Source organism: Angustibacter aerolatus (assembly GCF_054776675.1).
The window spans coordinates 1-25,497 of sequence record NZ_BAAHBM010000013.1; the positions used below are offsets into that span (position 1 = coordinate 1).

Genomic DNA, 25,497 nt, shown 5'->3' on the forward strand with positions numbered 1-25,497 from the left:
TCTGTCGCTCGCGCTGCGCCGGCGGGTGCTGGGCCGCGCCGCCCGGGCCGCCGGGTGCGCCGCCGGGTCGCTCGCCGACGTCCACCTGCGGGCGCTCGACGCCCTGGTCACCGACTGGCACGGGCAGGGGCCGATCAGGCTGCCGTCGGGTGTCGGGGGTCGACGCGGCTGTGGCACGCTGACGCTCGTGGACGACAAGGACCTGGGTGCCGACCTGCAGAAGGTGCTCATCACCGAGGACGAGATCCAGGCCAGGCTCCGCGAGCTGGCGGCGCGCATCGACGCCGACTACGCCGGCCGCGACCTGCTCCTCGTGGGGGTGCTGAAGGGCGCCGTCATGGTGATGGCCGACCTCGCCCGCGCGCTGCACGCCCCCGCCGAGATGGACTGGATGGCCGTCTCGTCGTACGGCTCGGGCACCAAGTCCAGCGGCGTCGTCCGTATCATGAAGGACCTCGACAAGGACATCACCGGGCGCGACGTGCTCATCGTCGAGGACATCGTCGACTCGGGCCTGACCCTGTCGTGGCTGGTCGCGAACCTCGGGTCGCGCGGCCCGGCGTCCGTCGAGGTCTGCACGCTGCTGCGCAAGCCGGCGGCCGCCAAGGTCGAGGTCGACGTCCGCTACGTGGGCTTCGAGATCGAGAACGAGTTCGTCATCGGCTACGGGCTCGACTACGCCGAGAAGTACCGCAACCTGCCCTTCGTGGGCACGCTCGCGCCGCACGTCTACTCCTGAGAACCTCCTGAGAGCCGGGCCGCGGCCGGAACACCCGGCACGAGCCGCCCGTTCTCCCCTTCGGTGGGCGTGCTGTCCGCCGAGGTCGTGGCGGTATCCTCACGAGCGGCGCCGCCGCAGAGGACCGCGGTGACCGCCGCACCGTCGAGCGAGGAGGACGGGGCCACCCGGCCCTCACACCATGGACTTCAGGCGCATCCTGCGAGGCCCGGTCATCTGGGTCGCGCTGATCCTCGTCATCGTCTTCACCGCGCTGCGGCTGGGCAACCTCGGCGACAGCTACCAGCGCGTCGGCACCTCGCACGTGCTGACGCTGCTGCAGCAGCACAAGGTGCAGAGCGCGACCCTCGTCGAGGGCGACCAGCGCATCGACGTCGTGCTGAAGAAGGGTGAGACCTTCAGCGGCGACGGCGTGCGCGACGCGACCCGCCTGCGCGCCTTCTACGTGACGCCGCGCGGCCCCGAGGTCGTCGACGCCGTCAATGAGGAGGCTCGGACGAACAACCTCCCGGGCGGCTTCACCGACCAGGTGCCGCAGCAGAGCGTGCTGCTCACCCTGCTCGGCAGCTTCCTGCCGATCCTGCTGCTGCTCGGCGTCTTCTGGTTCCTCATGAGCCAGGCCCAGGGTGGCGGCAGCCGGGTCATGAGCTTCGGCAAGTCGCGCGCCAAGATGGTCTCGAAGGAGGCCCCGAAGACGACGTTCGCCGACGTCGCGGGCGCCGACGAGGCCGTCGAGGAGCTGCAGGAGATCAAGGAGTTCCTCGCCGAGCCGGCCAAGTTCCAGGCGGTCGGCGCGAAGATCCCCAAGGGCGTGCTGCTCTACGGCCAGCCCGGCACCGGCAAGACCCTGCTGGCCCGTGCGGTCGCGGGTGAGGCCGGCGTCCCGTTCTTCACGATCTCCGGCTCGGACTTCGTCGAGATGTTCGTCGGCGTCGGCGCCAGCCGCGTGCGCGACCTGTTCGAGCAGGCCAAGGCCAACGCGCCGGCCATCATCTTCGTCGACGAGATCGACGCCGTCGGTCGCCACCGCGGCGCCGGCCTGGGCGGCGGGCACGACGAGCGCGAGCAGACGCTGAACCAGCTGCTCGTCGAGATGGACGGCTTCGACGTCAAGACGAACGTCATCCTCATCGCGGCGACCAACCGCCCCGACATCCTCGACCCGGCGCTGCTGCGCCCGGGCCGCTTCGACCGGCAGATCGCGGTCGACGCCCCCGACATGAAGGGGCGCCACCACATCCTCACGGTGCACAGCAAGGGCAAGCCGATGGCCCCGGCCGTCGACCTCGAGGCCGTCGCCCGACGCACGCCCGGCTTCACCGGCGCCGACCTGGCCAACGTGCTCAACGAGGCCGCCCTGCTCACCGCGCGCACCAGCGCGAAGTTCATCGACGACGCCGCGCTCGACGAGGCCATCGACCGCGTGGTCGCCGGTCCGCAGAAGCGCACGCGGATGATGAACGAGAAGGAGAAGAAGATCACCGCCTACCACGAGGGCGGTCACGCCCTGGTGGCGGCGGCGCTGCGGCACACCGACCCGGTCGCCAAGATCACGATCCTGCCGCGCGGCCGGGCCCTCGGCTACACGATGGTGCTGCCGGTCGACGACAAGTACTCCACGACCCGCAACGAGCTGCTCGACCAGCTCGCCTACGCCCTCGGCGGCCGCGTCGCGGAGGAGCTCGTCTTCCACGACCCGACCACCGGTGCCTCGAACGACATCGAGAAGGCCACCGGCCTGGCCCGGCGCATGGTCACCCAGTTCGGCATGAGCGAGCGGGTCGGGGCCATCAAGCTCGGCTCCGCCGGCGGCGAGGTGTTCCTCGGCCGCGACATGGGTCACGAGCGCGACTACTCCGAGGGCGTCGCGGGCATCGTCGACGAGGAGGTCCGTCGGCTCATCGAGGCGGCCCACGACGAGGCCTGGGAGGTGCTGGTCGAGAACCGCGACGTGCTCGACAACCTCGTGCTGGCGCTGCTCGAGCACGAGACGCTGGGCGGCAAGGAGCTGCAGACGATCTTCGCCGACCTGCGCAAGCAGCCCGAGCGGCCGGTGTGGCTCTCCAGCGAGCGCCGTCCGATCAGCGAGCTGCCCCCGGTGACGGGTCCGGGGGAGCGGCGCAACGGTCACGCCCCCGACCTGTCGAAGGACGACGGTCGCGAGCACCCGCCGTCCGCCGTCGTCGAGGTGCCGGACGGCGGTCCGGTCGAGCCCGGCGTCTGACGGACCGACCCTGTCGCCCCCGAGCCCACGAGGACGCCGCAGATGATCGACCAGCCCCGTGCCGAGGCCGCCGTGCGCGAGCTGCTGCTCGCGATCGGCGAGGACCCCGACCGCGACGGCCTGCGCGACACGCCCGCGCGGGTCGCGCGCGCCTACGGCGAGATCTTCGCCGGGCTCGACCAGGAGCCCGGCGACGTGCTCAAGACGACGTTCGAGATCGGGCACGAGGAGCTCGTGATCGTGCGCGACATCGCCGTGTACTCGACCTGCGAGCACCACCTGGTGCCGTTCCACGGCGTCGCGCACGTCGGGTACATCCCGGGGGCCGACGGTCGGGTCACCGGCCTGTCGAAGCTGGCCCGGCTGGTCGACGTGTACGCCCGCCGGCCGCAGGTGCAGGAGCGGATGACCACGCAGATCGCCGACGCGATGGTCGAGCACCTGCACCCCAAGGGCGCGCTCGTCGTCGTCGAGTGCGAGCACCTGTGCATGTCGATGCGCGGCGTGCGGCGTCCCGGGTCGCGCACCATCACCTCCGCCGTCCGCGGGCAGCTGCGCGACCCCGCGACGCGCGCCGAGGCGATGGCGCTGCTGGGCGGCGCGGCGAAGTGACCGGCTCGCAGGTCGCCGCCGGCCCGGCCGGGCCCGACGGCCTGCCGCCCCACCTGACCCACCCGGGCCGCACCCTGGTGATGGGCGTGGTCAACGTGACGCCCGACTCCTTCAGCGACGGCGGGCGCTGGTTCGAGCCGGCCGCCGGCACGGCGCACGGCCGCGAGCTGCTGGCCCAGGGCGCCGACCTGCTCGACGTCGGCGGCGAGTCGACGCGGCCCGGTGCCGTCCGCCCCCCGCTCGAGGAGGAGCTGCGCCGGGTGCTGCCGGTCGTGCGCGACCTGGTGGCCGAGGGCGCCCTGGTCAGCATCGACACCATGCGCGCCGAGGTCGCCGAGCAGGCCCTCCACGCCGGGGCGGTGCTGGTCAACGACGTGAGCGGCGGGCTCGCCGACCCGGCGATGGTGCCGCTCGTGGCCCGCACCGGCGCGCCGTTCGTGGCGATGCACTGGCGCGGGCAGTCCGACCACATGGACGACCTCGCCACCTACGACGACGTGGTCACCGACGTCCGCGTCGAGCTGGGCGCCCGGCTGCGGGCGCTCGCGGACGCCGGGGTCGACCTGTCCCGCGTGGTCCTCGACCCGGGGCTGGGCTTCGCCAAGCGCGCCGAGCACAACTGGGCGCTGCTGGCCCGGCTCGACGAGCTCGCCGTGCTGCACCGGCCGCTGCTCGTCGGGCCGTCCCGCAAGCGCTTCCTCGGCTCGCTGCTCGCCGGCCCGGACGGCGCCCCGCGCCCACCGCAGGAGCGCGACGACGCCACCGCGGCGACGTCCGTGCTGGTCGCCCTCGCCGGCGCCTGGTGCGTGCGCGTGCACGACGTGCCCGCCACCGCCGACGCGGTGCGCGTGGTGGCCGCCGCCCTGGCCGCGGGGGAGCGCCACCCCGTGACCGACCTCGACGCGCTGGCGGCCCACCACGGGGTGACCCGGTGAGCGGCCCGGTCGCCGGCCCCGACGGCCGGCCGCTCGACACCGTCGAGCTGCTCGGGGTGCGGGCCCGCGGGCGGCACGGCGTGCTGAGCGCCGAGCGCGAGCTGGGTCAGGTGTTCGTCGTCGACGTCGTGCTGCACCTCGACACGCGACCCGCGGCCGCCGGCGACGACCTGACCCGCACCGTGCACTACGGCGAGCTGGCCGAGCAGGTCGTCGCGGTGATCGAGGGCGAGCCGGTCGACCTCGTCGAGACGGTCGCCCAGCGTGTCGCCGACGTCGTGCTGCAGCGACCGGACGCCGCGCCCGTCGTCGCCGTCGACGTCGCCGTGCACAAGCCGGCCGCGCCGGTGCCGACGCCGTTCACCGACGTCGTCGTGCGCGTCCGCCGGTGGCGCGGGTGACGGCCGTGGTGCTGGCGCTCGGGGCGAACCTCGGCGACCGGGCCGCGACCCTGCGCGACGCGGTGGCCGAGCTCGACGCGACCGACGGCGTGCGCGTGCGCTCGGTGTCGGCGCCGGTCGAGACCGACCCGGTGGGCGGCCCCGACCAGCCCGACTACCTGAACGCCGTGGTGCTGGCCGACACCGACCTCGACGCCGACGCGCTGCTCGACGCCTGCCACGCGGTCGAGCAGCGGCACGGGCGCGAGCGGCTGGTGCGCTGGGGGGCCCGCACCCTCGACGTCGACGTGGTGGCGTACGGCGAGCCGGGCGCCGACGACGAGGTGGTGCGCTCGGACGAGCGGCTCACGCTGCCGCACCCGCGGGCCCACGAGCGCGGCTTCGTGCTGCTGCCCTGGGCGCAGGTCGATCCCGCGGCGCGGCTGCGGCTGGCCGACGGCTCGGTGGCCGACGTCGCCGGGCTCGCGGCGTCCGCCCCCGACCGCGACGGCGTGCGGCCGGCTGACATCGAGCCGCTGCGATGACGCCGACCCGCACCCGCACGCTGCTGCTCGCGGCGGTGGTCGTCGCCGCCGGCGGGTGGGCGGCCTTGCAGGCCTGGGCGGGGTCGGGCCACGAGCTGCCGATGCTGCCGTGGAGCGCCCCGCTGCTGCTGCTCGTGGTGAGCGGCGCCGTGCTGGCTGCAGGGTGGCCGGTGCGGCAGTGGACGCGCGGCGGCCGCGATCGACCGCTCGACCCGATCCGCGCCGCCCGCACCGCGGTGCTGGCCAAGGCCGCGCAGGTGGCCGGCTCGCTGCTGACCGGCTGGTACGCCGCGCAGGCGCTGGTGCTCGCGCCGGACGCCGACGTCAGCGCCCGCCGCGACGCCCTGGTGCGTGCGCTGGTCACGCTCGCGGCGTCCGCCCTGCTGTGGGGGGTCGGGTGGCTCGTCGAGCGCTGGTGCCGGGTGCCGCCCGAGGACGACCGCCAGGGTCGCGTGCCGCCGCGCGGCACCGCCGCGACCTGACGCCGGCTCAGGCGACCGGGGTGCCCTCGCGCTGCGGGGCGGTGCGTCGCAGCGCCGTGTAGACCGACGTCGGGGTCAGCACGCCGAGGTAGCGGTCGCCGTCCACCACGGGCAGCCAGCCGGCGTCGTGCTGCACGATCTCGGCGAGCGCCCGGCGCAGGGTGTCGCCGACGTCGGCGGTCTCCTCGAAGCGGCGCTGGCGGTCGGCGACGGTGCCCGTGCCCTCCGTCTCGCGCCGTCCGACCCAGCCGCGCAGGTTGCCGGCGTCGTCCAGCACGACGGCGAACGGCTGCGCCGCGGCGTCGATGACGGCGCGGGCGGTGGCGAGGTCCTCGGACTGCCGCACCGTCGGCGGGTGCTCGAGGTCCTGCGGGTCGATCGGCGTGACGGCGAGCCGGCGCAGCCCGCGGTCGGAGCCGACGAAGTCCGCCACGAAGTCGTTGGCCGGCGCGCCCAGCACGGTGGTCGGGTCGGCGACCTGCTCGAGCACGCCCCCGACGCTGAGCACGGCGATGCGGTCGGCCAGCCGCACCGCCTCGTCGATGTCGTGGGTGACCAGCAGCACGGTCTTGCCGAGCTCGGCCTGGATGTGGCGGAACTGCGCCTGCAGCCGGTCGCGCTGGATCGGGTCGACCGCGCCGAACGGCTCGTCCATCAGCAGCACCGGCGGGTCGGCGGCGAGCGCACGCGCCACGCCGACGCGCTGCTGCTGGCCCCCGGACAGCTCGTGCGGGTAACGGTTGCCGTACTGCGAGGGATCGAGGCCGACCAGCTCGAGCAGCTCGTCGGCCCGGGCGCGTGCGCGCTGCTTGTCCCAGCCCAGCAGGCTCGGCACCGTCATGACGTTCTGCCGCACCCGCTCGTGGGGGAACAGGCCGCTGGCCTGGATGACGTACCCGATCCGCCGGCGCAGCTGCACCGGGTCGACGTGCGTCACGTCCTCGCCGTCCAGCTCGATGCTGCCGTGGGTGGGCTCGATCAGACGGTTGACCATGCGCAAGATCGTGGACTTGCCGCAGCCCGAGGGGCCGACCAGCGCGAGCAGCTCGCCGCGGCGGACGTCGAGGGTCAGCGACCGCACGGCGGTGGTCCCGTCGCCGTACGTCTTCTCCACACCGTGCAGACGGATCATCGCATCGGAGGTAGCGTCTGCGCCGTGCCGTTCCGTGGAGCCCTCGCGGGAGCCGACAGCCTCGTGTCCGGACTGGGTCATGCCCAAACAGTGACGCAGGGCTGCCTCATCCGCAACGACTGGATCTGCGGCGAGTACCTGCGCACGCGCAAGACGGAGATCCTCGACTCGCTCGGCCAGCACGCGCTCATCACGCTGGTCAGCGTGGTGCTGGCGATCCTGGTGTCGGTGCCGCTCGCGGTGCTCTGCCGCACCTGGAAGCCGCTGGAGCAGTTCGTGCTCGGCGCCTCCACGATCATCTACACCGTGCCGTCGCTGGCGCTGTTCTCGCTGCTGCTGCCGTTCACCGGCCTGTCGGCGCGCACGGTCGTCGTCGGCCTGGTGCTCTACTCGCTGACCATCCTCGTGCGGGCCGTCGTGGCGGGGCTGAACGCCGTGCCCGAGCAGGTGGTCGACGCCGCGCGAGGCATGGGCTTCGGCAGCTGGCGGCTGCTGTGGCGGGTGCGGTTCCCGCTCGCGCTGCCGAGCATCATGGCCGGCCTGCGGGTCGCCGCCGTCTCGACCGTCGCCCTCACCACGGTCGGCGCCGTCGTCGGGTACGGCGGGCTCGGAGACCTGATCTACAACGGCCTGCGCACGGTGTTCAAGGCGCAGGTGCTGACGGCGTCGGTGCTGTGCGTGCTGCTCGCGCTGGCGCTCGACGTCCTGCTGCTCGGCGTGCAGCGGCTGGCGACACCGTGGCGGCGGGGGAGGTCGGCATGAGCTGGTTGGGCGACGTGATCGGGTGGCTGTCGGACGGCGAGAACTGGCGCGGTCCCTCGGGTGCGGGCGTGCTGCTGTGGGAGCACGTCTGGTACTCGGTGCTCGCGCTGCTGCTCGCGTTCGTGCTGATCGCGCCGCTGGGCCTGTGGCTCGGGCACGTCGGCCGCGGCGGGGCGCTCGCGCTGAACGTCGGCAACATCGGCCGCGCCGTCCCGACGTTCGCGCTGCTCGTGCTGCTGATCATCGCGCCGGCGCCGTTCGGCAAGAACGCCTTCTCGGTGGTGACCGCGCTGTTCCTGTTCGCCATCCCGCCGATCCTCACGAACGCCTACGTCGGCGTGCGCGAGGTCGACCGGGCGGCCGTCGACGCCGCGCGCGGCATGGGCATGAGCGGGTTCCAGGTGCTGCGCCGGGTCGAGCTGCCGCTCGCCGCGCCGCTGCTCGTGCAGGGCCTGCGGCTCGCTGCGGTGCAGGTCGTCGCCACCGCGACCATCGCCGGGATCGCCGGCGGCGGCGCGCTCGGCGAGCTCATCACCTCGGGCTTCTCGCTGCAGGACCAGCCGATGCTGCTCAGCGGGGCGCTGCTCGTCGCGGTGCTCGCGCTGCTCACGGAGGGCGTCTTCGAGGTGGTGCAGCGCGCCGTCCGGCCCCCGGCGGCACGCACGACGCGCCGTCCGACAGGTGGGCAGAGCGGGGCGGACGCAGCGCTTGTCGGTGCCGCGGATTAGTGTCAGCGGTCTGCGGCGCCTGAGCTCGGGCGCCACTCCGGACACGCGCGCGGCCGACCGTCGCGCGGGACACAGAAGGTGACACCCCCCATGCGTACACCCATCGCGCGCACCCTGCGCCGCACCGCCGTCGTCGGCGCCGGCGCGCTGCTGCTGAGCCTCACCGCCTGCGGCGGCGACGACGCGTTCAGCTCGGGCTCCGGCTCGAGCGGCTCGGCCTCCGGCGGCGCCACCAAGACGCTCGTCGTCGGCGGCCCGACGTTCACCGAGGCCTCGATCCTGCAGAACATGTACAAGCTGCTGCTCGACCAGGCCGGCTACCAGACCTCCATCAAGGCCGTCGGCGAGCGCCCGATCTACACCAAGGCCCTCGAGTCGGGCGAGATCGACATCGTGCCCGACTACCTCGCGAGCACCCTCGACCAGCTGAACGGCTCGGCCGTGCCCAGCGCGAGCACCGAGGAGACGCTGGCCAAGCTGAACGAGGTCGGCAAGCCGCTCGGCATCGGCGCCCTCACCCCGGCCGCCGCCGTCGACGCCAACGCGTTCTACGTGACCAAGAAGTTCGCCGCCGACAACGGCAACATCACCACGCTGTCGGCGCTCGCGGCGCTGAACAAGACGTTCAAGCTCGGCGCCCCCGGCGACTGCGCGAAGAACCCGGTCTGCCTGGGCGACCCGGGCCTCGACGGCACCTACGGCCTGAAGCTGCAGCCGGAGAAGTACGACTTCGGCTCCGTCGCCATGGCCGACGCCGTGCTCAAGGGCACCATCGACATCGGCGAGACCGGCACCACCGACGGCACGCTCGACGCCAAGGGCCTGGTCATCCTCGAGGACGACAAGAAGCTGCAGAAGGCCGAGAACCTCGTGCCGACCATCAGCCTCAAGGACGCCAGCGACCCCAAGATCGCCACCGCGCTGAACGCCCTCGCCCCCGTGCTCACCACCGAGGACCTCACCGCCCTCAACCTGAAGATCGACGCCGAGCGCCAGCAGGCCCCCGACGTCGCCAAGGAGTACCTGACCTCCAAGGGCCTCCTGAAGTGACCCGCCGGCACGTCGGTGCGGTCGGCCTGGTGCTCGTCACCGGGCTGGCCGCGCTGACGGGCTGCTCCGGGGGAGGCGACGACGCGTCCGGCCTGCCGACGCTCGGCGCCAGCACGACGACGGCAGCCAGCCCCTCGTCGTCGCCGTCGGCTGCGACGTCCGCGACGGCGACCGCCACAGCCGGTGCGACTTCTGCTCCGCTGGAGGGGGCGCAGGACGTCGCGGTGCGCGGCACCCCGCCGACCGACGCCGTCGGCGCGGCGGTGCACCGCGCCTACGTGGAGTTCTGGCAGGCCGACGTGGCGGCGCTCGCCCGCTCCGACCCGGGCTGGCGACCGCTGCTCCAGCGGGTGACCGGCTCCCAGCGGCGCGACACCGTGGCGCTGCTGACGAAGAACCGACGGGCCGGGCAGGTGGTCACCGGCCGCATCACCATCCAGCCGACCGTGCTGCTGGCGCGCGGTTCGGTCGCTCGGGTCTCCGACTGCCTGGACCTGTCCAAGACGGTCGCGACGCACGACGGCGAGGCGGTGCCGGGCAGCCGCGGGCGGGGGGGCGTCGGGTACGTCACGACGCTCCAGCTGGTGTCCGGGCGCTGGCTCGTCAGCGACATCGGACGCAACACCGCGGCGTGCGCCTGAGTCGGCAGCGGGTTTGGGGTTCGCGCCGGCTGGGTACATCCTCGACAGGACGACGCAGGGGGAGCGGCCTCGGACGGCCGCACGAGGAGGGGACTGACGTGAAGACGGTGCGAGCGGTCGTGATGGCCTCGGCGCTGGCAGCGGGAGCGCTGGCGGTGACCGCCCCCTCGGCTGCAGCAGCCGGCGGCGGCGTGGACGACCAGGTCAGCGGCAGCAGCGGCGCGGGCGGGATCGCGGTCGAGGTGCACTTCTCCGGCACGGCGGTCACCAACGGCGGGGTCACCAGCAGCGGCGGGCACACGACGGCCGGCACCACGGCGACGACGTACACCCCGCCCGCGTGCATGTGGGACTCCCTCGGCGGCGCCTACACCGGCAAGACCATGTGGGAGCGGTACCAGGACGAGGAGACGCTCAACCACCAGGCGGCCGTCGGCGGCGAGGAGGCGATGTACCTCCCCGTCAAGAAGGCCGTCGAGGCACACAAGGACGACCAGGGCGTCTGGTACACCGTGGCGCCCGGCCCCCGCTCCACGATCGGTGACGACCACTGGTGGGACGACGTGACGTCCACCTGCATCGGCAAGCTGCGCCAGGCGGCGCCTCCCGGCATCAACGGGGGGAACGCGGGGTACATCTTCGTACCGGCGGGGACCAACCCACCGCAGCCGCTGCCGCAGCCGCCGAGCGTCGAGGTGCTGCGCGACCTCGCCCTCAGGGCGCTGACCCTCCCGGTGCCGCAGATCGGGCAGAACCCCACCACCCGCACCCTCGTGCGGCTGCCCACCTGGTTCTGGACGGACGGCGGCGACTTCCGCGAGTGGTCGATCACCGCGACCGCCGGCGAACCGGCGAACAGCGCCACCGTCACGGCCACGCCGGCGGAGTTCTTCGTGGCCGGCGGTGGACAGCGGCGTGAGTGCTCGGTGCCGGCAGGCACGACGGCGTGGCACCAGGGCGCGGCAAACACCAGCGGCTGCACCCTGGAGTTCGAGCGCGCCTCGATCGAGGGTCCCTATCGGGTCACCGGCACCACCAGCTACGGCGCGGCCTGGACCAGCACGATCGCAGGGGCTGCCGGCCCTGGTGGGCCGCTGGCCGACCCGCAGGTGCGCGACGGCGTCACGCAGATCCCGGTCGCCGAGGTGCAGTCGATCGTCACCAGCGGCAGCTGACGTCGGTCAGTCCTCGGCCCAGGGGCCGGTGTTCTGCTCGCCCACCGGCACGTCGACCGGCGTCCGGTTGCCGGCGGGGGCCAGCGGGCACGACCACGCGGGGTCGTAGGCGCACGAGGGGTTGTAGGCGAAGTTGAGGTCGACGACCACGGTGTCGGGGGAGGCACCGGGGCCGAGGTCGCTGCCCTTCACGGTGTCGAGCAGGTAGCGCCCGGCGCCGTACGACGTGCTGCCGCTGGTGCCGTCGCGCATCGGCAGGAACAGGCCGCCGCCGTACGAGCCGAGCCGCCACACGTCGAGCACCACCTCGCCACCGACGGTGTCGAGCCGCACCTCCCCGAGCCGGCGGAACGGCACCGTGCCGTCGGTCGCGGTCGCGGCGTCGAACACGTCGGCGCCCTCCACCTCCTCCCGGCCGACGACCGGCTCGATCGGCACCTCGAACCGGTACCGCTCGTCGTAGGGCGCGACGTCGAGCCCGGTGAAGCCCGCGCGGTGCTCCGGCAGCAGCGGGCTGGCCGGGTGGTGGGCGAACAGGTCGTCGCGCTCGGTCACCCACAGCGCGTGGCCCTCGAGCGGGCTCCGCTCGCGCACCGCCCGGTAGAGGGCGTGCACGCGGCGCCGCCAGTCGACGACCGCCAGCACCGTGGACGCCTGCGGGTACGAGGCGGGGTCGGCCGCCGTGGTCGGGTCGTCGTGGGGCACGGCACAGGGTGACACGGCCCACGGCGTCGAGCCCGTCGTCCGCCCTCGTGCACTCGTCGCGCGCGCGCCACGTGAACGGGGCTCGCGCACCGTCCGAGGGGTGTGCGCGCCTCGGGAACGGTGCCGCAGCCTCTCGGACGCCGGACGGACCCGCGGGCGACACGCCGCAGGAGTGACGCGTGTGACGGGTGTGACGGCCCTAGGCTCCGCTCTCGTGACCGGACGGCATCGTGGGGGGCGCTCGCTGCGCCTGCGGCTGATCGTCGCCGTGCTGGCGGCGGGCGCAGGGCGTGGCTACACGGGTCGGCACCGGCTGGCCGAGGCCGCGCTCGGACGGCGGGTCGACACGGTCACCGCGCACGTGCAGCCGGTGGACGACGTCTCGGCCGCGCCCGTGCTGCCGCAGGCCCCTGGCCGCGTCCCCGGCCTCGTGCTGCGGCGTCCCGTCGACGGCGTGGTCATCGCCTCGTCCGCGCCCGAGCCGGCCCGGCTGAGCGTCGTGCCGCTCGCCGCCGCGCCCGACCCGCTGGCCGACACCCTGCCGCACCCCGTCGTCACGCTGTTCCCGCTGACGCCGGCCGAGCGGGTCGCCGACGTCGACGCGGTGTTCGCCGACGTGGACGCCGAGCGCGAGCACGCCGTCACCATCGACCTGGCCGCCGCCGAGGGCGAGCCCGCCGAGTACTCCGGCCGCCACACCGCCTGACCGCCGAGCTGCCACGTCCGTGGCACGGGGAGCGTCGTCGACCCCGGGACGTGGCAGGTGGGCCGGGTGCGGTGCGGGCTACTTGTCGACGTCGCCGACGACGAAGAACATCGAGCCGAGCACGGCCACCATGTCGCCGAGCAGGCAGCCGGGCAGCAGCCGCGACAGCACCTGCACGTTCGCGAAGGACGCCGTGCGCAGCTTCATGCGGTGCGGCACCTTGTCGCCGCGCGAGACCAGGTAGTAGCCGTTGACGCCGAGCGGATTCTCGGTCCAGGTGTAGCGGTGGCCCTCGGGCACCCGCAGCACCTTCGGCAGCCGCACGTTCACCGGCCCCTGGGGCAGCGAGCGGAGCCGGTCGACGCAGGCCTCGGCGAGGTCGAGCGACACGTGCACCTGCTCGAGCAGCACCTCCAGCCGCGCCAGGCAGTCGCCCGCGGTGCGGGTCACGACGCGGCCGGGACCCCCGGGCGCGAACAGCTCGCCGTACGCGAGGTACGGCTCGTCGCGGCGCAGGTCGAGGTCGATGCCGCTGGCGCGCGCGATCGGGCCGCTCACGCCGTACGCCGCGGCGACGTCGCGGGTCAGCACGCCGACGCCGCGGGTGCGGGCGGTGAGGATCTCGTTGCCGATCAGCATGCCCTCGAGGTCGGGCAGTCGACGTCGGACGCCGGCGACGGCCTCGGTGACCCGGCCCAGCCACCCGGCCGGCAGGTCCTCCTTCAGCCCGCCGACGCGGTTGAACATGTAGTGCACGCGCCCGCCGGAGATCTCCTCCATGACGGTCTGCAGCTCCTCGCGCTCGCGGAACGCGTAGAAGACGGGGGTGATCGCGCCGAGCTCGAGCGGGTAGGACCCGGCGAACATCAGGTGGTTCAGCACGCGGTTCAGCTCGGCGAGCAGCGTGCGGCCCCACACCGCGCGCTCGGGCACCTCCATGCCGAGCTCGTGCTCGACGCCGAGCACCACGCCGAGCTCGTTCGAGAACGCCGACAGCCAGTCGTGGCGGTTGGCCAGCACGAGGATCTGCCGGTAGTCGCGCACCTCGAACAGCTTCTCGGCGCCGCGGTGCATGTAGCCGATCACCGGGTCGGCGCGCACGATGCGCTCGCCGTCGAGCACCACGCGCAGGCGCAGGACGCCGTGCGTCGCGGGGTGCTGGGGCCCGATGTTGAGCACCATGTCGGCCGTGGCGAGACCGCCCGCGCCGACGCCGACGGTCAGCTCGCGCCGTGCGGCGGTGGCGTCGTCCACAGGTGCGCCGGTCGCCATGGCCGACATCCTCGCACCCGTGCCAGAGTGACGCCGTGAGCGCAGACCCCTTCGCACCGGACGACGTGCACTGGCACGCGGTCTCGCGCCGCCTCGCCGTCGCGCGCCGGCTGCTGACCGCCCTGACGCTGGTGCCGGTCGCGCTCGCGCTGGTCGTCGTGGGGGTGCTGGTGGGCCCGGGCTGGCTGGCGCTGCTCGCCCTGCTGCCGCTGCTCGTGCTCGGCTGGGCGTGGTGGGTGATCGGGCGGCAGGTCGGTGCCACCGGCTACGCCGAGCGCGACGACGACCTGCTGGTGCGCAAGGGCATCCTGTTCCGCTCGATCGTCGTGGTGCCTTACGGCCGCATGCAGTTCGTCGACGTCGAGGCCGGGCCGCTCGCCCGTCGCCTGGGCTACGCCACCGTGCAGCTGCACACCGCCTCGCCGGGCACCGACGCCAGCATCCCGGGCCTGTCGCCCGACGAGGCCGCGCGGCTGCGCGACCGGCTCGCGCAGCGCGGCGAGGCCCGGCTGGCCGGCCTGTGACCCACCCCGCGGGCGAGGCGCCGGCAGACCCGGTCGAGCGGTCGGAGCAGGCGGCGCTCGGCGCCGAGCTGGCCGACGGCGACTGGCAGCGGCTGCACCCGCTCACCCCGGTCGTCCGCGGGTGGAAGGTGATCGCCGCGGCGCTCGTCGTCTTCGGGCAGCAGCGCGGCCCCGAGCTGGTGCGCCAGGGCGCGCCGAGCCGGGTCGAGGCGCTGGTCTACGCCGGCATCCTCGTCGCCTTCGTGCTCGTCGCCGGCGTGTACGCGCTGCTCGCCTTCCGCCGGGCCCGGTACCGGGTCGACGCCGAGGCGCTGCAGCTCGAGACGGGCGTGCTGTTCCGGCAGCAGCGCCGCGCCCGCCTCGACCGCCTGCAGGCCGTGGACGTCGTCCGGCCGCTGCTCGCGCGCATCTTCGGCCTGGCCGAGCTGAAGCTCGAGGTGGCCGGCGGCAAGGACTCCGCCGTGCGGCTCTCGCTGCTGCGCGAGGACGACGCGCAGGCCCTGCGCAACACGCTGCTGGCCCGCGCGGCCGGCGTCACCTACGAGGGCGGCGTCGCCCCCGAGGCGCCCGAGCGCGAGCTGCTCTCGGTGCCGGTCGCCCGCACCCTCGAGTCGCTGGTGCGCAGCGGCGCCACCCTGGTGACGCTGGTGCTGCTGCTCGGCGTCGTCGTGGTCACGGTGGTCACCCGGCAGCCGGCCGTGCTGGGCGCGCTGGTGCCCATGGTCATCGGCCTGGTCAGCGCCACGTGGGCCCGCTTCAGCTCGGCCTTCGGCTTCCGCGTCGCCACCTCGCCCGACGGCCTGCGCCTGCACCACGGCCTGCTCACCGCGCGCTCGCAGACCGTGCCGCCCGGCCGGGTGCAGGCGGTGCGGGTGAGCCAGCCGCTGCTGTGGCGCGGCCGCGACTGGTGGCGGCTGCAGGTCAACGTCGCGGGGTACGGCGGGGGCAGCGACAAGGAGGACGGCGCGGCCGCCGAGAACGTGCTGCTGACCGTGGGCAGCCGCGAGGAGGCGCTCGAGGTGCTCGGGCTCGCCTTCGCGTCGCTCGCCGCACCCGACGCGGACGTGCTGGCCGCCGGCCTCACCGGCCGGGCCGGTCGCGGCGCCGACGGCGGCTTCGTCGGCTCGCCGCGCTCGGCCCGCTGGCTCGACCCGGTCACCTGGCGCCGGCACGGCGTGCGGGTGACCGACGACGTGCTGCTGCTGCGCCGCGGCGTGCTCACCCGCCAGCTCGACGTGGTGCCGCACGCCCGCACCCAGAGCCTCGGCGTGCAGCAGGGGCCGCTGCAGCGCCGGCTCGGCCTGGCCAGCTTCGTCGTGCACTCGACCCGCGGGCCGGTCACGCCGACCGTGCGCCACCTCGCACCCGACGTCGCCGCCCGGCTGCTCGACGAGCAGTCGGCCAGGGCGCACGCCGCGCGCACCCGCGGCAGCGACGCCGACCACGGCCGGTGGATGCTGACCTCGTGACCACCACGACCACCGAGCCGTTCTCGCTCGACGACCCCGCCTTCGTCGCCGACCCGTACCCGGCCTTCGCCGCCGCCCGCGCCGCGGCGCCGGTGCAGTGGCACGCGGGGCTCGGGTCGTACGTCGCGCTGTCGCACGCGGCCTGCGACGTCGTGCTGCGCGACCGCCGCCTCGGCCGGGTGTTCCAGCCGCGCGAGCCCGAGGCCGCATGGGGCACCTTCAACTGGCTGCACGCCGACTCGATCCTCGACAGCGAGCCGCCCAAGCACACCCGGTTGCGTCGCCTGGTCGCCGCCGCGTTCGGCCGCGGGCACGTCGAGCGGCTGCGCCCGCGGGTCGCCGAGCTGGCCGAGCAGCTGCTCGACGACGTCGAGTCCGCCGGCGGGCCCGGCTTCGACGTGATCGAGGCGTACGCCGAGCCGCTGCCGGTGCTGGTGGTCGCCGAGCTGCTCGGGTGGCCCGAGGCCGACCGGCACCTGCTGCGGCCCTGGTCGCAGGCCATCGTGAAGATGTACGAGCCCGGTCGCACCTCGCAGCAGGACGCCGAGGCGCAGCAGGCCTGCGGCGAGTTCGCCGACTACGTCGCCGAGCTGGCCGCGGCGCGCCGGGCCGAGCCGCGCGACGACCTGGTGACGCACCTCGTGCAGGTGCGCGACGGCAGCGACCGCCTGGACGACCGCGAGCTGGTCGCCACGGCGGTGCTGCTGCTGAACGCCGGGCACGAGGCGAGCGTCAACGGCTTCGGCAACGGCCTGGTGTCGCTGCTGCAGGCACCCGACCAGCTCCACCGGCTGCGCGAGCGCCTCGACGACCCCGCCGCGGTGGCGCTCGCCGTCGAGGAGATGCTGCGTCACGACAGCCCGCTGCACCTGTTCGACCGCACCGCCACGCAGGACGTCGAGCTGGAGGTGCCCGGCCTCGAGGCGCCGCTGCGGCTGCGCGCCGGCGACCGGGTGTCGGCGCTGCTCGGGGCCGCCGACCGCGACCCGGCCGTCTTCGCCGAACCCGACCGCTTCGTGGCCGACCGCGACCCGAACCCGCACCTGGCCTTCGGGGCCGGCATCCACTTCTGCCTCGGCGCGCCGCTGGCCCGGCTCGAGCTGCAGGTGTCGCTGCCGGCCCTGCTGCGCCGTCACCCCGGCCTGCACCTGGAGGCGGAGCCGGTGCGCCGCCCGACGTTCGTGCTGCGCGGGTACGAGCGGGTGGTGGTGGCCGGGTGAGGCGGGGTACCTGTGCACGCAAGGGTGGCGCCGTCCGGGTGTCGTCGCTGGGGACGGGGGGCTGCGCTGCCGATCCACTGCAGGTGCACCCACCCCGGACCCTCGTCCCGGCGCGCGACGTCGACGAGCTGCTCGACCTGCTCGGCGCCGCGTCGCTCGACGCGCTGTCCGACCGGGTCGGCGACTACCTCGAGGTCGACGCCTGGGTGCCTGACGCCGACGAGCAGGGCCTGCTGCCGCACGCGCTGCGGGTGATGGTGCGCCGCCGGCACGTGGTGCTCGAGTTCCCGTTCAGCCCGGCCGAGCTGGTCGAGGCCGTGCTGCACGCCGAGCGGAAGGCCCGGCGCGACGTCGAGCTCGAGTGGGCCGACGAGGCGGCGGCCCGGCCCTAGGGCGTCGCCGGCGCGGTGGTGGTGACCGCCGGTGCCGTGGGCGTCGCGGTCGGCGGGCTCGGCGTCGGCTTCGCCGCGGGGCACCGGGGGTCGGTGTCGAGCCGGGTGATCCGACCCTGCGCGTCGTAGGTGACGATCAGCACGCGGTCGGGGTCGACGTCCCGCACGAACGTCGCGGCCGGGCTCGGGGTGACCCGCAGGCCCAGGTCGTCACCCGACACCACGCAGGTGTTCGTGAACGCCGTGGCGTCGTCGGCGAGCGGCGCGCTGTAGGTCTTCGAGCTGTTCTGGTTGTCGAACGGGTTGCCGCGGTGCGGCTGCACGGGCACCCCCTGCTCGGCCAGCGTGCTGTCGCGCACGCCGTCCCGGCTCCACCGGTCGAGCTCGACCACGACGACGTCGCCGACCTGCGACACCTTCGCGACCGACCCGAGGTCGTGCGCGCGCCCCTTGACGTCGGACGTCGCGGTGGGCGTCGGGGTCGGTGTCGGCCCGGTGGTCGCGGACGTCGGGGCCGTGACGGTGACCGTGCTGGTGCCGGAAGCGCGGGACCCGTCGCCGCTCGACGTGCAGGCAGCCACCGCGACGGCGGTCAGCGCGGCGAGCAGGCACGGCACGGCCGCGCGGCGGGCGCGGCGGGCTCGGCGGGGGCTGGTCACGACGTGGCCAGCCTCTCCAGTGCCGGGCCGTCCTGTCCAGCCGGTCTGGTCGACTGCAGCAGCCACCCGAACCCGCCGAGCCCCGCCGGGTGCAGCAGCTCGCCGGCCAGCGACGCCGCCTGCAGCGCGGCGAGGTACCCGGACGGGTCGCGCGAGGCGGACGCCGGGTCGGGCAGCCGGACGTCGACGCCGAGCGTGCGCAGGGCGGAGCGCTGGGTGGTGCGCACCGTCGTGGTCGCGCCGGCCGCCTCGCCCGCCGCGGCAACCGCGTCGAGCGCCACGTGCGCGGTGAGGTCGCAGCCGCCGTCCGGCACCGGGTCGGTGAGCCGGCCGTCGCGGTAGGCGGCGAGCGTGCCGTGCGGCGGGCGGTCGGCCGCGTCGTGCGCGTAGTCGACGGCGAGCAGCACGCAGCCCGGCGAGGCGTCGACGAGCGCGGCCCAGGCGGCGTCGCGCGAGCGGCCCACCTCGACCCGCGCACCGGGCCACCAGCGGTCGCACCACGCGACGTCCTCGGCGTCGGCGGGGCGGCCGAGGTGCTCGGTGCCGTCGCGGTCGACCTCGATCTCGCGCAGGGTGCCGGCCGCCTCGCGCTCGAGCACCGAGCACGGCACGACGTCCAGCCACTCGTGCGCGACGACCAGCGCGCCCGCCGCGGTGACCGGCCGCAGGTCGGGCAGCGCCTCGCCGCCGGGGGAGCGCACCCAGCCGGCGGCCTCCGACAGCGCCGCGAGCCGCTCGACGGCGTCGAGGCCGGTGAGCCGCAGCTCCGGGTCGGCCGCGCGCACGGCGGGCAGCAGCTCGCCGCGCCCGGCCCCGACGTCGACCAGCGCGCCGAGGCCGAGCTCGCGGCACAGCCTGGCCAGCGCGGCGCCCAGCAGCGGCGACGCGGTGGCGCTGGTGCGGAAGTGGGCGGCCGGTCCGGCGTCCTGCCGGTAGAACCCGCGCGACCCGTACAGCGCGTCGTGCCAGGCGCGCCGCCAGGTGGGGGGCACCGGCTAGAGCGCCTTGCGCAGCACCAGCACGACGTCGGTGACCGTGAACAGGAACCGGCCCTCGTCGGCCAGCTCGCGCACCGAGTGCACCCACGAGGCGGCGCGGGCGGCCAGCGACGCGTCGTCCCGCGCCGACGCCACCATGCCCATCGCGATCTTCCAGGCCAGCGAGCCCTCGTCGAACCGGCGGTGCGGGTCGGCCCACGAGTGCACCTCGCCCGGCCCGAACGGCGAGTCGAGCGCGAGGCCGAGCAACTTGCGCCCCATGAAGCCGTCGGCGCGCTCCTGCGAGGCGGGGCTGTCGGCCACGAAGCGGTCGACCAGCGTGCGGGTCAGCGCGTCGTCGGCGCTGGTGAACAGGGCGGTGTCGAAGTCGGTGTGCCCCACCACGGCGAGCCCGCCCGGCGCCAGCACCCGGTGGCACTCGACCAGGAACGCCGCCGGGTCGCGCAGGTTCTCGGCCACGTTCATCGAGACCACGCGGTGCAGCGCGCCGTCGTCGAACGGCAGCCGCGCGTCGAGGTCGGCCACCCGCGACACCACCCGCGGGTCACCCAGCAGGTCGTCGTCGAGGTCGCTCACGTGGTCGACGGCGTGCACCGTCACCGGCGTGAGCGGCCGCTCGAGCAGCGCCCGCACCGTGCGCCCGCTCCCGCAGCCCAGATCGGCGACCACGAGCTCGTCGCGGTCGACGGCCGCCAGCTCGGCCAGCCGCTCGTGCCGTCCCATGCGCCGAGCCTAGGCGACCCGACGTCCGCGGCCGCACCGGATCGCGCCGTCCGACCCGGACGGCCGGGTGTCCTGCCCGGCGACGGCGCGGAGGTCCGTGAGGCGTCGGCACCGTTCCCTGGGCGTGCACGCCGCTGGAACGGTGCCGCAGCCCACTTCACGTGGCGCGCACCAGGGGCCGGCGGCGCAGGGGGCGGGGGTCGGACGTCGGTGGGCGGGGCTAGCGTGCGGGGCATGGACGAGGCAGCGGCGCGGCCGGCCCGGCTGAGCGTCGGGGTCGTGGGCGCCGGGCGGGTGGGGGCGGTGCTGGGTGCTGCCCTGGCGCGGGCCGGGCACCGGGTGGTGGCGGCGAGCGGGGTGAGCGAGGCGTCGCGGCGGCGGGCCGAGGCGCTGCTGCCCGGTGTCCCGCTGCGCGAGGTGCCCGACGTCGTGGCGGCGTGCGACCTGGTGCTGCTGACCGTGCCGGACGACGAGCTGCCGCAGCTGGTCACCGGGCTGACCGCCGTCGGCGCCTGGCCGGCCGGGCAGCTCGTGGTGCACACCAGCGGGCGGCACGGCGTGGGGGTGCTCGACCCGGTGCGCGAGCAGCACGCGATCGGGCTCGCGCTGCACCCGGCCATGACCTTCACCGGCACGCACCTCGACCTCGAGCGGCTGGCCGGTGCGTGCTTCGGGGTCACCGCGGCCGAGGCGGTGCGCCCGGTGGCCGAGGCGCTGGTCGTCGAGATGGGCGCCGAGCCGGTGTGGGTGGCCGAGTCGGCGCGCGCCGGGTACCACGCGGCGCTCAGCCACGGGTCGAACCACCTGGTCACGCTGGTGGCGCAGGCCACCCAGGTGCTGCGCGAGGCGGGGGTCGAGCCGGCTGAGCGGGTGCTCGCGCCGCTGCTGTCCGCGGCGCTCGACGGTGCGCTGCGCGCGGGCGACGCGGCGCTGACCGGTCCGGTGTCGCGCGGCGACGCGGGTACCGTGGCCGCGCACGTGCAGGAGCTGGCCACGACCAGCCCCGACGTGCTGCCCACGTACGTCGCGCTGGCCCGCGCGACCGCGCTGCGCGCCCTGGCCGACGGCCGGCTCGCGCCGCAGTCGGCCGAGCGGCTGCTCGACGTCCTCTCGAGGGAGCTGTAGTTGACGCTGTTCACGCACCGGCCGCCGGCCGCCACCCGGCCGCTCGTCGTCCGCACCCGGGCCGAGCTGGCCGAGGCCCGCGCCACCCTCGACGACGGCGACGTCGCGGTGGTCATGACGATGGGCGCCCTGCACGAGGGGCACCGCGAGCTGATCCGGCAGGCGGCGCAGCGCGCCCGGCACGTCGTGGTCACGATCTTCCTGAACCCGCTGCAGTTCGGGCCCGGCGAGGACCTGTCGCGCTACCCGCGCACCGTCGACGACGACGTCGAGCTGTGCGCGCGCGAGGGCGTCGACGTCGTGTTCACCCCGACCCCCGACGTCGTCTACCCCGACGGCGACCCGGGCGTGCGGGTCAGCGCCGGGCCGCTCGGCGACGTGCTCGAGGGGCGCTCGCGGCCGGGCCACTTCGACGGCGTGCTCACCGTCGTCGGCAAGCTCATCCACCTGACGCGGCCGCACGCCGTCTACTACGGGCAGAAGGACGCGCAGCAGCTGCTGCTCATCCGGCGCATGGTGCGGGACCTCGACTTCGGCGTCGAGGTCGTCGCGGTGCCCACGGTGCGCGAGGACGACGGGCTGGCGCTGAGCAGTCGCAACGTCTACCTGACGGCGAGCGACCGCGAGTCGGCGCTGGCGCTGTCGCGGGCGCTGCGGGCCGGGGCGGACGCCGCCTCCGAGGGGCCGAGCGCGGTGCGCCGGGCAGCGCGTCAGGTGCTGGTCGAGGAGCCGCTGGCGATGGTCGACTACCTCGTGCTGGTGCACCCGACGACGCTCGAGGACGTGCCCGAGTGGTACCGCGGCGAGGCGCTGCTGGCGGTCGCGGCGCGCGTCGGCACCACCCGGCTGATCGACAACCAGCCGCTGCTCGTCGGTCCCGGCGGCGGCCCGCTCGCGGCGTCCGGGGGGCAGCGGTGAACCCGCGGCTGCCGCGGCGGCTGCCCGCGCCGCCGCCGGGCTGGACGACGACCGCCGACGTCGTGGTCGTCGGCTCGGGCATCGCCGGGCTGACGGCGGCGCTGCGGCTGCGCCAGCAGGTCGACCGCGTGCTGCTGGTGACGAAGACGGTGCTCGACGAGGGCTCGACGCGGTGGGCGCAGGGCGGCATCGCCGCGGCGCTCGACCCGGCCGACAGCCCGGCCGAGCACCTGCACGACACGCTCGTCGCCGGGGCCGGGGTGTGCGACGTCGAGGCCGTGCGCGCGCTGGTCACCGAGGGGCCGGCGCGGGTGCGCGAGCTGGTGGCGCTCGGCACGGTGTTCGACCTGACGCCCGAGGGCGAGATCGCGCTGACCCGCGAGGGCGGCCACCACCGCGACCGCATCGCGCACGCGGGCGGCGACGCGACCGGGCGCGAGATCAGCCGAGCGCTCATCGCGGCGCTCGAGGCGGTGCGCGACGACCCGGGCATCGAGGTGATCGAGCACGCGCTCGTCGTCGACCTGCTGCAGGCGGCCGACGGGCGGGTCTGCGGCGTCACCCTGCACGTGCTCGGCGAGGGCAGCCGCGACGGCGTCGGCGCCGCGCTGGCCCGGGCCGTGGTGCTGGCCACCGGCGGCATCGGGCAGGTGTGGTCGTCCACCACCAACCCGTCCGTGGCCACGGGCGACGGCGTCGCGGCGGCGCTGCGGGCCGGTGCCGCGGTGCGCGACCTCGAGTTCGTGCAGTTCCACCCGACGGTGCTGTGGCTGGGTGCCGGGTCGAGCGGGCAGCAGCCGCTGATCAGCGAGGCCGTGCGCGGCGAGGGTGCGTTCCTCGTCGACACCACGGGCGAGCGGTTCATGGCCGGCGTGCACGAGCTCGCCGACCTCGCCCCGCGCGACGTCGTCGCCAAGGCGATCGTGCAGCGCATGCAGGCGACCGGCTCCGACCACGTGCTGCTCGACGCGCGGCACCTGGGTCGCGAGTTCCTCGAGCGGCGCTTCCCGTCGATCGTCGAGCGCTGCCGCGAGCTCGGCCTCGACCCGGTGACCGAGCCGCTGCCGGTGGCGCCGGCCCAGCACTACGCGAGTGGCGGCGTGGTCACCGACCTGCGCGGCCGCACCACGGTCGAGGGCCTCTCGGCGTGCGGCGAGGTCTCGAACACCGGCGTGCACGGCGCGAACCGACTGGCCTCGAACAGCCTGCTCGAGGGCCTGGTGTTCGCCCACCGCATCGCCGACGACCTGGCGGCCCGGTTGGCGGCGGGTGAGCTGCCGCAGGCGGAGCCGGTCGAGCGCGACGGACCGGTGCTGCTGCTCGACGGCGCGCGCCGCGGGGAGCTGCAGGCCGCCATCCCGGCGGGCGCGGGTGCGCTTCGCCGCGGGGCCTCGCTGACCGCCACCGCGGCGAGCCTGGCCGCCCTCGCGCCGTCCGACGACGCCGTGGCCGGGCCGGCCGCGTGGGAGACGACCAACCTGCACGCCGTCGCCACGGTGCTCACGGCGGCGGCGACGCTGCGCGAGGAGACCCGCGGGGGCCACCTGCGCTCCGACTTCCCGGACGCGCGCGAGGCCTGGCGCGGGCACCTCACCGCGCAGCTCGACGCCGACGGCGTGCTCGGGCTGACGTACGCCCCGGTGCCACCCGACCCGATCGACCCGCCCGACCCGATCGACCCGACCGACTCGTCGGGCACCACCGACCCCCATGGCACGGAGGTGCCCGCGTGAGCCTGCTGCCCGGCGTCCCCGACGAGGTGGTGCGCGACGTCGTGCGGCGGGCGCTCGACGAGGACCTGGGTGGTCCCGACGGCGTCGACGTCACCTCCTCGGCCACGATCCCGCTCGAGCAGAGCAGCCGGGTGCAGGTGGTGGCCCGGGCCGACGGCGTGGTGGCCGGCCTGCCGCTGTTCGGCGCGGTCTGGGCGGACGTCGCGCACCGCCTCGGCTGCCCGCCGGTGCAGGTGCGCGACCGGGTGTCGGACGGCGACCGCGTGCGCCGCGACGACGTGCTGGTCGAGGCCCGCGGCGCCACCCAGGCGCTGCTCGTGGGCGAGCGCACCGCGCTGAACCTGGTGTGCCGGCTGTCGGGCGTGGCCACCCACACCCGGCGCTGGGCCGACGCGCTGCAGGGCACCGGCACCACCGTGCTCGACACCCGCAAGACGACGCCGGGGCTGCGCGCGCTGGAGAAGTACGCGGTGCGGGCGGGCGGCGGCACGAACAAGCGCATGGGCCTGCACGACGTGGCGATGATCAAGGACAACCACAAGCTGGCTGCCGGCTCGGTCACCGCGGCCTACGACGCCGTCCGCGCGCGGTACCCCGACGTCGACGTGCAGGTCGAGGTGACGACGGTCGACGAGGCGCTGGAGGCGGTGGCGGCCGGCGCGCGGTTCCTGCTGTGCGACAACATGACGCCCGAGCTGCTGCGGGCGACCGTCGAGGCGGTGCGCGCCGCCGTGCCCGAGCGGGTCGAGATCGAGGGCACCGGCAACCTGACGCTCGAGCGGGTGCGCGCGTACGCCGAGACGGGGGTCGACTACCTGTCGGTGGGCGGCCTGACCCACTCCAGCCCGATCCTCGACATCGCGCTCGACCTGGTGCCGTAGGGGGCCTGCGCGGTGCGGCGTACGCTCGTCGGGTGAAGGTCGCTGCTGCGCTGATCCCCTCGATCGGGGTGCTGTTCCTCTTCGTGATCGCCGTGCGCGCGATGCTGCTCGGCGACCGCCGCGAGCGGGCGGCCATGGCCCGCTACGAGCGCGAGCAGGACGCCGCGACCGCGCGCCGCGACACCCCGCCGACGTCCTGAATCGGCAATTCGCCGGGAGTTCTCGGTGAATTGCCGGCTGAAAGGGTGCGGCGGATTTGCCGCGCGCATTCAGAATGCGCCACAATTCGTGAACACGAGCTTTTCAGTCACGAATTCGAGAAAGAGTTTGTCATGGCGCAGAAGGTGCAGGTCATCCTCGAGGACGACGTCGACGGCAGCGAGGGCGCGGAGACCGTGCAGTTCGCGCTCGACGGGGTGAGCTACGAGATCGACCTGTCGGAGGCGAACGCCAAGCGGCTGCGCGACGCGTTCGCCGAGTGGGTCGGGCACGCCCGCCGGGTGAGCTCGCGCGGCGGCAGCGGCCAGCGGGCGCGGCGCGCGTCGTCCGGCTCGACGGGCTCGAACAGCTCGGCCAGCGCGGCCGCGGGCACCGACACGGCGGCGATCCGTCAGTGGGCCAAGGAGAACGGCCACGAGGTCAGCGAGCGCGGCCGCATCTCGGCGACCGTGATGGACGCGTACGCCGCCGCGCACTGAGGCCCTCACCACCGCACGACCGCACGACCCCGGACGTGAGACAGGACGCCCCCGCGAAGCCACGAACAT

The 25,497-nt window shown here is 75.1% G+C and carries 29 protein-coding genes and 1 pseudogene; 24 read left to right on the plus strand and 6 right to left on the minus strand.

The annotated features are described in order from the left end of the window. Window positions 1–25 precede the first annotated feature (25 nt). The 8 genes and pseudogenes from ACYVI6_RS05130 to ACYVI6_RS05165 form a co-directional block, all read left to right on the plus strand. Window positions 26–94: pseudogene (locus tag ACYVI6_RS05130) on the plus strand (hypothetical protein); the annotation flags it as partial. Window positions 95–187: 93 nt separating this feature from the next. Continuing rightward, the gene (hpt, locus tag ACYVI6_RS05135; protein WP_460445390.1) at window positions 188–739 is read left to right on the plus strand and encodes a hypoxanthine phosphoribosyltransferase; all 552 of its coding nucleotides are present in this window, start codon (window positions 188–190) and stop codon (window positions 737–739) included. A 181-nt stretch (window positions 740–920) separates the two neighbouring features. Further along, complete coding sequence (gene ftsH, locus ACYVI6_RS05140; protein WP_460445338.1) at window positions 921–2,963, plus strand: ATP-dependent zinc metalloprotease FtsH; 2,043 nt, start codon at window positions 921–923, stop codon at window positions 2,961–2,963. A gap of 42 nt (window positions 2,964–3,005) precedes the next feature. Next, window positions 3,006–3,575, plus strand: a complete 570-nt coding sequence (gene folE / locus ACYVI6_RS05145) for a GTP cyclohydrolase I FolE (protein WP_460445339.1) — start codon at window positions 3,006–3,008, stop codon at window positions 3,573–3,575. Window positions 3,576–3,655: 80 nt separating this feature from the next. Next, a complete protein-coding gene (gene folP, locus ACYVI6_RS05150) occupies window positions 3,656–4,510 on the plus strand; it encodes a dihydropteroate synthase (RefSeq protein WP_460445391.1) in 855 nt (284 codons plus the stop codon). Further along, window positions 4,507–4,911 carry a dihydroneopterin aldolase gene (folB, locus tag ACYVI6_RS05155; protein WP_460445340.1) on the plus strand — a complete coding sequence of 135 codons (405 nt, stop codon included), beginning with the start codon at window positions 4,507–4,509 and terminating at the stop codon, window positions 4,909–4,911. The genes folP and folB overlap by 4 nt, the downstream gene beginning before the upstream one ends. Continuing rightward, complete coding sequence (gene folK / locus ACYVI6_RS05160) at window positions 4,899–5,435, plus strand: 2-amino-4-hydroxy-6-hydroxymethyldihydropteridine diphosphokinase (RefSeq protein WP_460445341.1); 537 nt, start codon at window positions 4,899–4,901, stop codon at window positions 5,433–5,435. The genes folB and folK overlap by 13 nt, the downstream gene beginning before the upstream one ends. Beyond that, window positions 5,432–5,917: a DUF3180 domain-containing protein gene (locus ACYVI6_RS05165; RefSeq protein WP_460445342.1), complete on the plus strand. Its 486-nt coding sequence runs from the start codon at window positions 5,432–5,434 to the stop codon at window positions 5,915–5,917. The genes folK and ACYVI6_RS05165 overlap by 4 nt, the downstream gene beginning before the upstream one ends. Before the next feature lie 7 nt (window positions 5,918–5,924). Here the strand turns inward: ACYVI6_RS05165 and ACYVI6_RS05170 are convergent, their stop codons facing one another. Then, on the minus strand, window positions 5,925–7,049 hold the full coding sequence (locus ACYVI6_RS05170) for an ABC transporter ATP-binding protein (RefSeq protein ID WP_460445343.1): 1,125 nt from the start codon (window positions 7,047–7,049) through the stop codon (window positions 5,925–5,927). Between the two features lie 90 nt (window positions 7,050–7,139). Here ACYVI6_RS05170 and ACYVI6_RS05175 point away from each other — a divergent pair, with 90 nt between their 5' ends. From ACYVI6_RS05175 to ACYVI6_RS05195, 5 genes are all read left to right on the plus strand, one after another. After that, complete coding sequence (locus ACYVI6_RS05175; protein ID WP_460445344.1) at window positions 7,140–7,811, plus strand: ABC transporter permease; 672 nt, start codon at window positions 7,140–7,142, stop codon at window positions 7,809–7,811. Beyond that, the gene (locus ACYVI6_RS05180) at window positions 7,808–8,539 is read left to right on the plus strand and encodes an ABC transporter permease (protein ID WP_460445345.1); all 732 of its coding nucleotides are present in this window, start codon (window positions 7,808–7,810) and stop codon (window positions 8,537–8,539) included. The genes ACYVI6_RS05175 and ACYVI6_RS05180 overlap by 4 nt, the downstream gene beginning before the upstream one ends. Window positions 8,540–8,629: 90 nt before the next feature. Then, window positions 8,630–9,589, plus strand: coding sequence for an ABC transporter substrate-binding protein (locus tag ACYVI6_RS05185; protein ID WP_460445346.1), 960 nt, complete (start codon window positions 8,630–8,632; stop codon window positions 9,587–9,589). Beyond that, entirely contained in the window at window positions 9,586–10,230 is a 645-nt protein-coding gene (locus ACYVI6_RS05190) for a hypothetical protein (protein ID WP_460445347.1), read from the plus strand. The genes ACYVI6_RS05185 and ACYVI6_RS05190 overlap by 4 nt, the downstream gene beginning before the upstream one ends. Before the next feature lie 98 nt (window positions 10,231–10,328). Beyond that, entirely contained in the window at window positions 10,329–11,405 is a 1,077-nt protein-coding gene (locus tag ACYVI6_RS05195) for a hypothetical protein (RefSeq protein ID WP_460445348.1), read from the plus strand. A gap of 6 nt (window positions 11,406–11,411) precedes the next feature. Here ACYVI6_RS05195 and ACYVI6_RS05200 read toward each other — a convergent pair whose 3' ends face one another. Further along, on the minus strand, window positions 11,412–12,110 hold the full coding sequence (locus ACYVI6_RS05200; protein WP_284289489.1) for a DUF1684 domain-containing protein: 699 nt from the start codon (window positions 12,108–12,110) through the stop codon (window positions 11,412–11,414). Between the two features lie 214 nt (window positions 12,111–12,324). Here ACYVI6_RS05200 and ACYVI6_RS05205 point away from each other — a divergent pair, with 214 nt between their 5' ends. Beyond that, window positions 12,325–12,816, plus strand: a complete 492-nt coding sequence (locus ACYVI6_RS05205) for a hypothetical protein (protein ID WP_460445349.1) — start codon at window positions 12,325–12,327, stop codon at window positions 12,814–12,816. Between the two features lie 78 nt (window positions 12,817–12,894). On the opposite strand, the gene ACYVI6_RS05210 is transcribed toward ACYVI6_RS05205, so the two are convergent. After that, the gene (locus tag ACYVI6_RS05210) at window positions 12,895–14,088 is read right to left on the minus strand and encodes an NADH-quinone oxidoreductase subunit D (RefSeq protein ID WP_460445350.1); all 1,194 of its coding nucleotides are present in this window, start codon (window positions 14,086–14,088) and stop codon (window positions 12,895–12,897) included. Between the two features lie 35 nt (window positions 14,089–14,123). Between ACYVI6_RS05210 and ACYVI6_RS05215 the strand changes: the two genes are divergently transcribed. From ACYVI6_RS05215 to ACYVI6_RS05230, 4 genes are all read left to right on the plus strand, one after another. After that, the gene (locus ACYVI6_RS05215; protein ID WP_460445351.1) at window positions 14,124–14,612 is read left to right on the plus strand and encodes a PH domain-containing protein; all 489 of its coding nucleotides are present in this window, start codon (window positions 14,124–14,126) and stop codon (window positions 14,610–14,612) included. Then, window positions 14,609–16,081, plus strand: a complete 1,473-nt coding sequence (locus ACYVI6_RS05220; protein WP_460445352.1) for a PH domain-containing protein — start codon at window positions 14,609–14,611, stop codon at window positions 16,079–16,081. Before ACYVI6_RS05215 ends, ACYVI6_RS05220 begins: the two co-directional genes overlap by 4 nt. After that, complete coding sequence (locus tag ACYVI6_RS05225; RefSeq protein ID WP_460445353.1) at window positions 16,078–17,301, plus strand: cytochrome P450; 1,224 nt, start codon at window positions 16,078–16,080, stop codon at window positions 17,299–17,301. Before ACYVI6_RS05220 ends, ACYVI6_RS05225 begins: the two co-directional genes overlap by 4 nt. Before the next feature lie 83 nt (window positions 17,302–17,384). Next, window positions 17,385–17,693, plus strand: coding sequence for a hypothetical protein (locus ACYVI6_RS05230; protein WP_460445354.1), 309 nt, complete (start codon window positions 17,385–17,387; stop codon window positions 17,691–17,693). Here ACYVI6_RS05230 and ACYVI6_RS05235 read toward each other — a convergent pair. From ACYVI6_RS05235 to ACYVI6_RS05245, 3 genes are read right to left on the minus strand one after another with little or no spacing between them, the layout of a single operon-like run. Continuing rightward, window positions 17,690–18,352 (minus strand): hypothetical protein, encoded by a 663-nt coding sequence (locus ACYVI6_RS05235; RefSeq protein WP_460445355.1) that lies wholly within the window; start codon window positions 18,350–18,352, stop codon window positions 17,690–17,692. The genes ACYVI6_RS05230 and ACYVI6_RS05235 overlap by 4 nt on opposite strands. Next, complete coding sequence (locus tag ACYVI6_RS05240; protein ID WP_460445356.1) at window positions 18,349–19,344, minus strand: SAM-dependent methyltransferase; 996 nt, start codon at window positions 19,342–19,344, stop codon at window positions 18,349–18,351. Before ACYVI6_RS05240 ends, ACYVI6_RS05235 begins: the two co-directional genes overlap by 4 nt. A 3-nt stretch (window positions 19,345–19,347) precedes the next feature. After that, a complete protein-coding gene (locus tag ACYVI6_RS05245) occupies window positions 19,348–20,073 on the minus strand; it encodes a methyltransferase domain-containing protein (RefSeq protein WP_460445357.1) in 726 nt (241 codons plus the stop codon). Between the two features lie 234 nt (window positions 20,074–20,307). On the opposite strand from ACYVI6_RS05245, the gene ACYVI6_RS05250 reads away from it, so the two are divergent. The 6 genes from ACYVI6_RS05250 to ACYVI6_RS05275 all read left to right on the plus strand — a co-directional run bounded on the left by ACYVI6_RS05250 (window position 20,308) and on the right by ACYVI6_RS05275 (window position 25,428). Next, window positions 20,308–21,198 (plus strand): Rossmann-like and DUF2520 domain-containing protein, encoded by an 891-nt coding sequence (locus ACYVI6_RS05250; RefSeq protein ID WP_460445358.1) that lies wholly within the window; start codon window positions 20,308–20,310, stop codon window positions 21,196–21,198. Beyond that, window positions 21,199–22,116 (plus strand): pantoate--beta-alanine ligase, encoded by a 918-nt coding sequence (gene panC / locus ACYVI6_RS05255; RefSeq protein WP_460445359.1) that lies wholly within the window; start codon window positions 21,199–21,201, stop codon window positions 22,114–22,116. After that, window positions 22,113–23,849 carry an L-aspartate oxidase gene (locus ACYVI6_RS05260; protein WP_460445360.1) on the plus strand — a complete coding sequence of 579 codons (1,737 nt, stop codon included), beginning with the start codon at window positions 22,113–22,115 and terminating at the stop codon, window positions 23,847–23,849. The genes panC and ACYVI6_RS05260 overlap by 4 nt, the downstream gene beginning before the upstream one ends. A gap of 2 nt (window positions 23,850–23,851) precedes the next feature. After that, window positions 23,852–24,730 carry a carboxylating nicotinate-nucleotide diphosphorylase gene (gene nadC, locus ACYVI6_RS05265; protein WP_460445392.1) on the plus strand — a complete coding sequence of 293 codons (879 nt, stop codon included), beginning with the start codon at window positions 23,852–23,854 and terminating at the stop codon, window positions 24,728–24,730. Window positions 24,731–24,762: 32 nt separating this feature from the next. After that, the gene (locus ACYVI6_RS05270; protein ID WP_284289505.1) at window positions 24,763–24,930 is read left to right on the plus strand and encodes a hypothetical protein; all 168 of its coding nucleotides are present in this window, start codon (window positions 24,763–24,765) and stop codon (window positions 24,928–24,930) included. Between the two features lie 132 nt (window positions 24,931–25,062). Then, complete coding sequence (locus ACYVI6_RS05275; protein ID WP_460445361.1) at window positions 25,063–25,428, plus strand: histone-like nucleoid-structuring protein Lsr2; 366 nt, start codon at window positions 25,063–25,065, stop codon at window positions 25,426–25,428. Window positions 25,429–25,497: the final 69 nt, after the last annotated feature.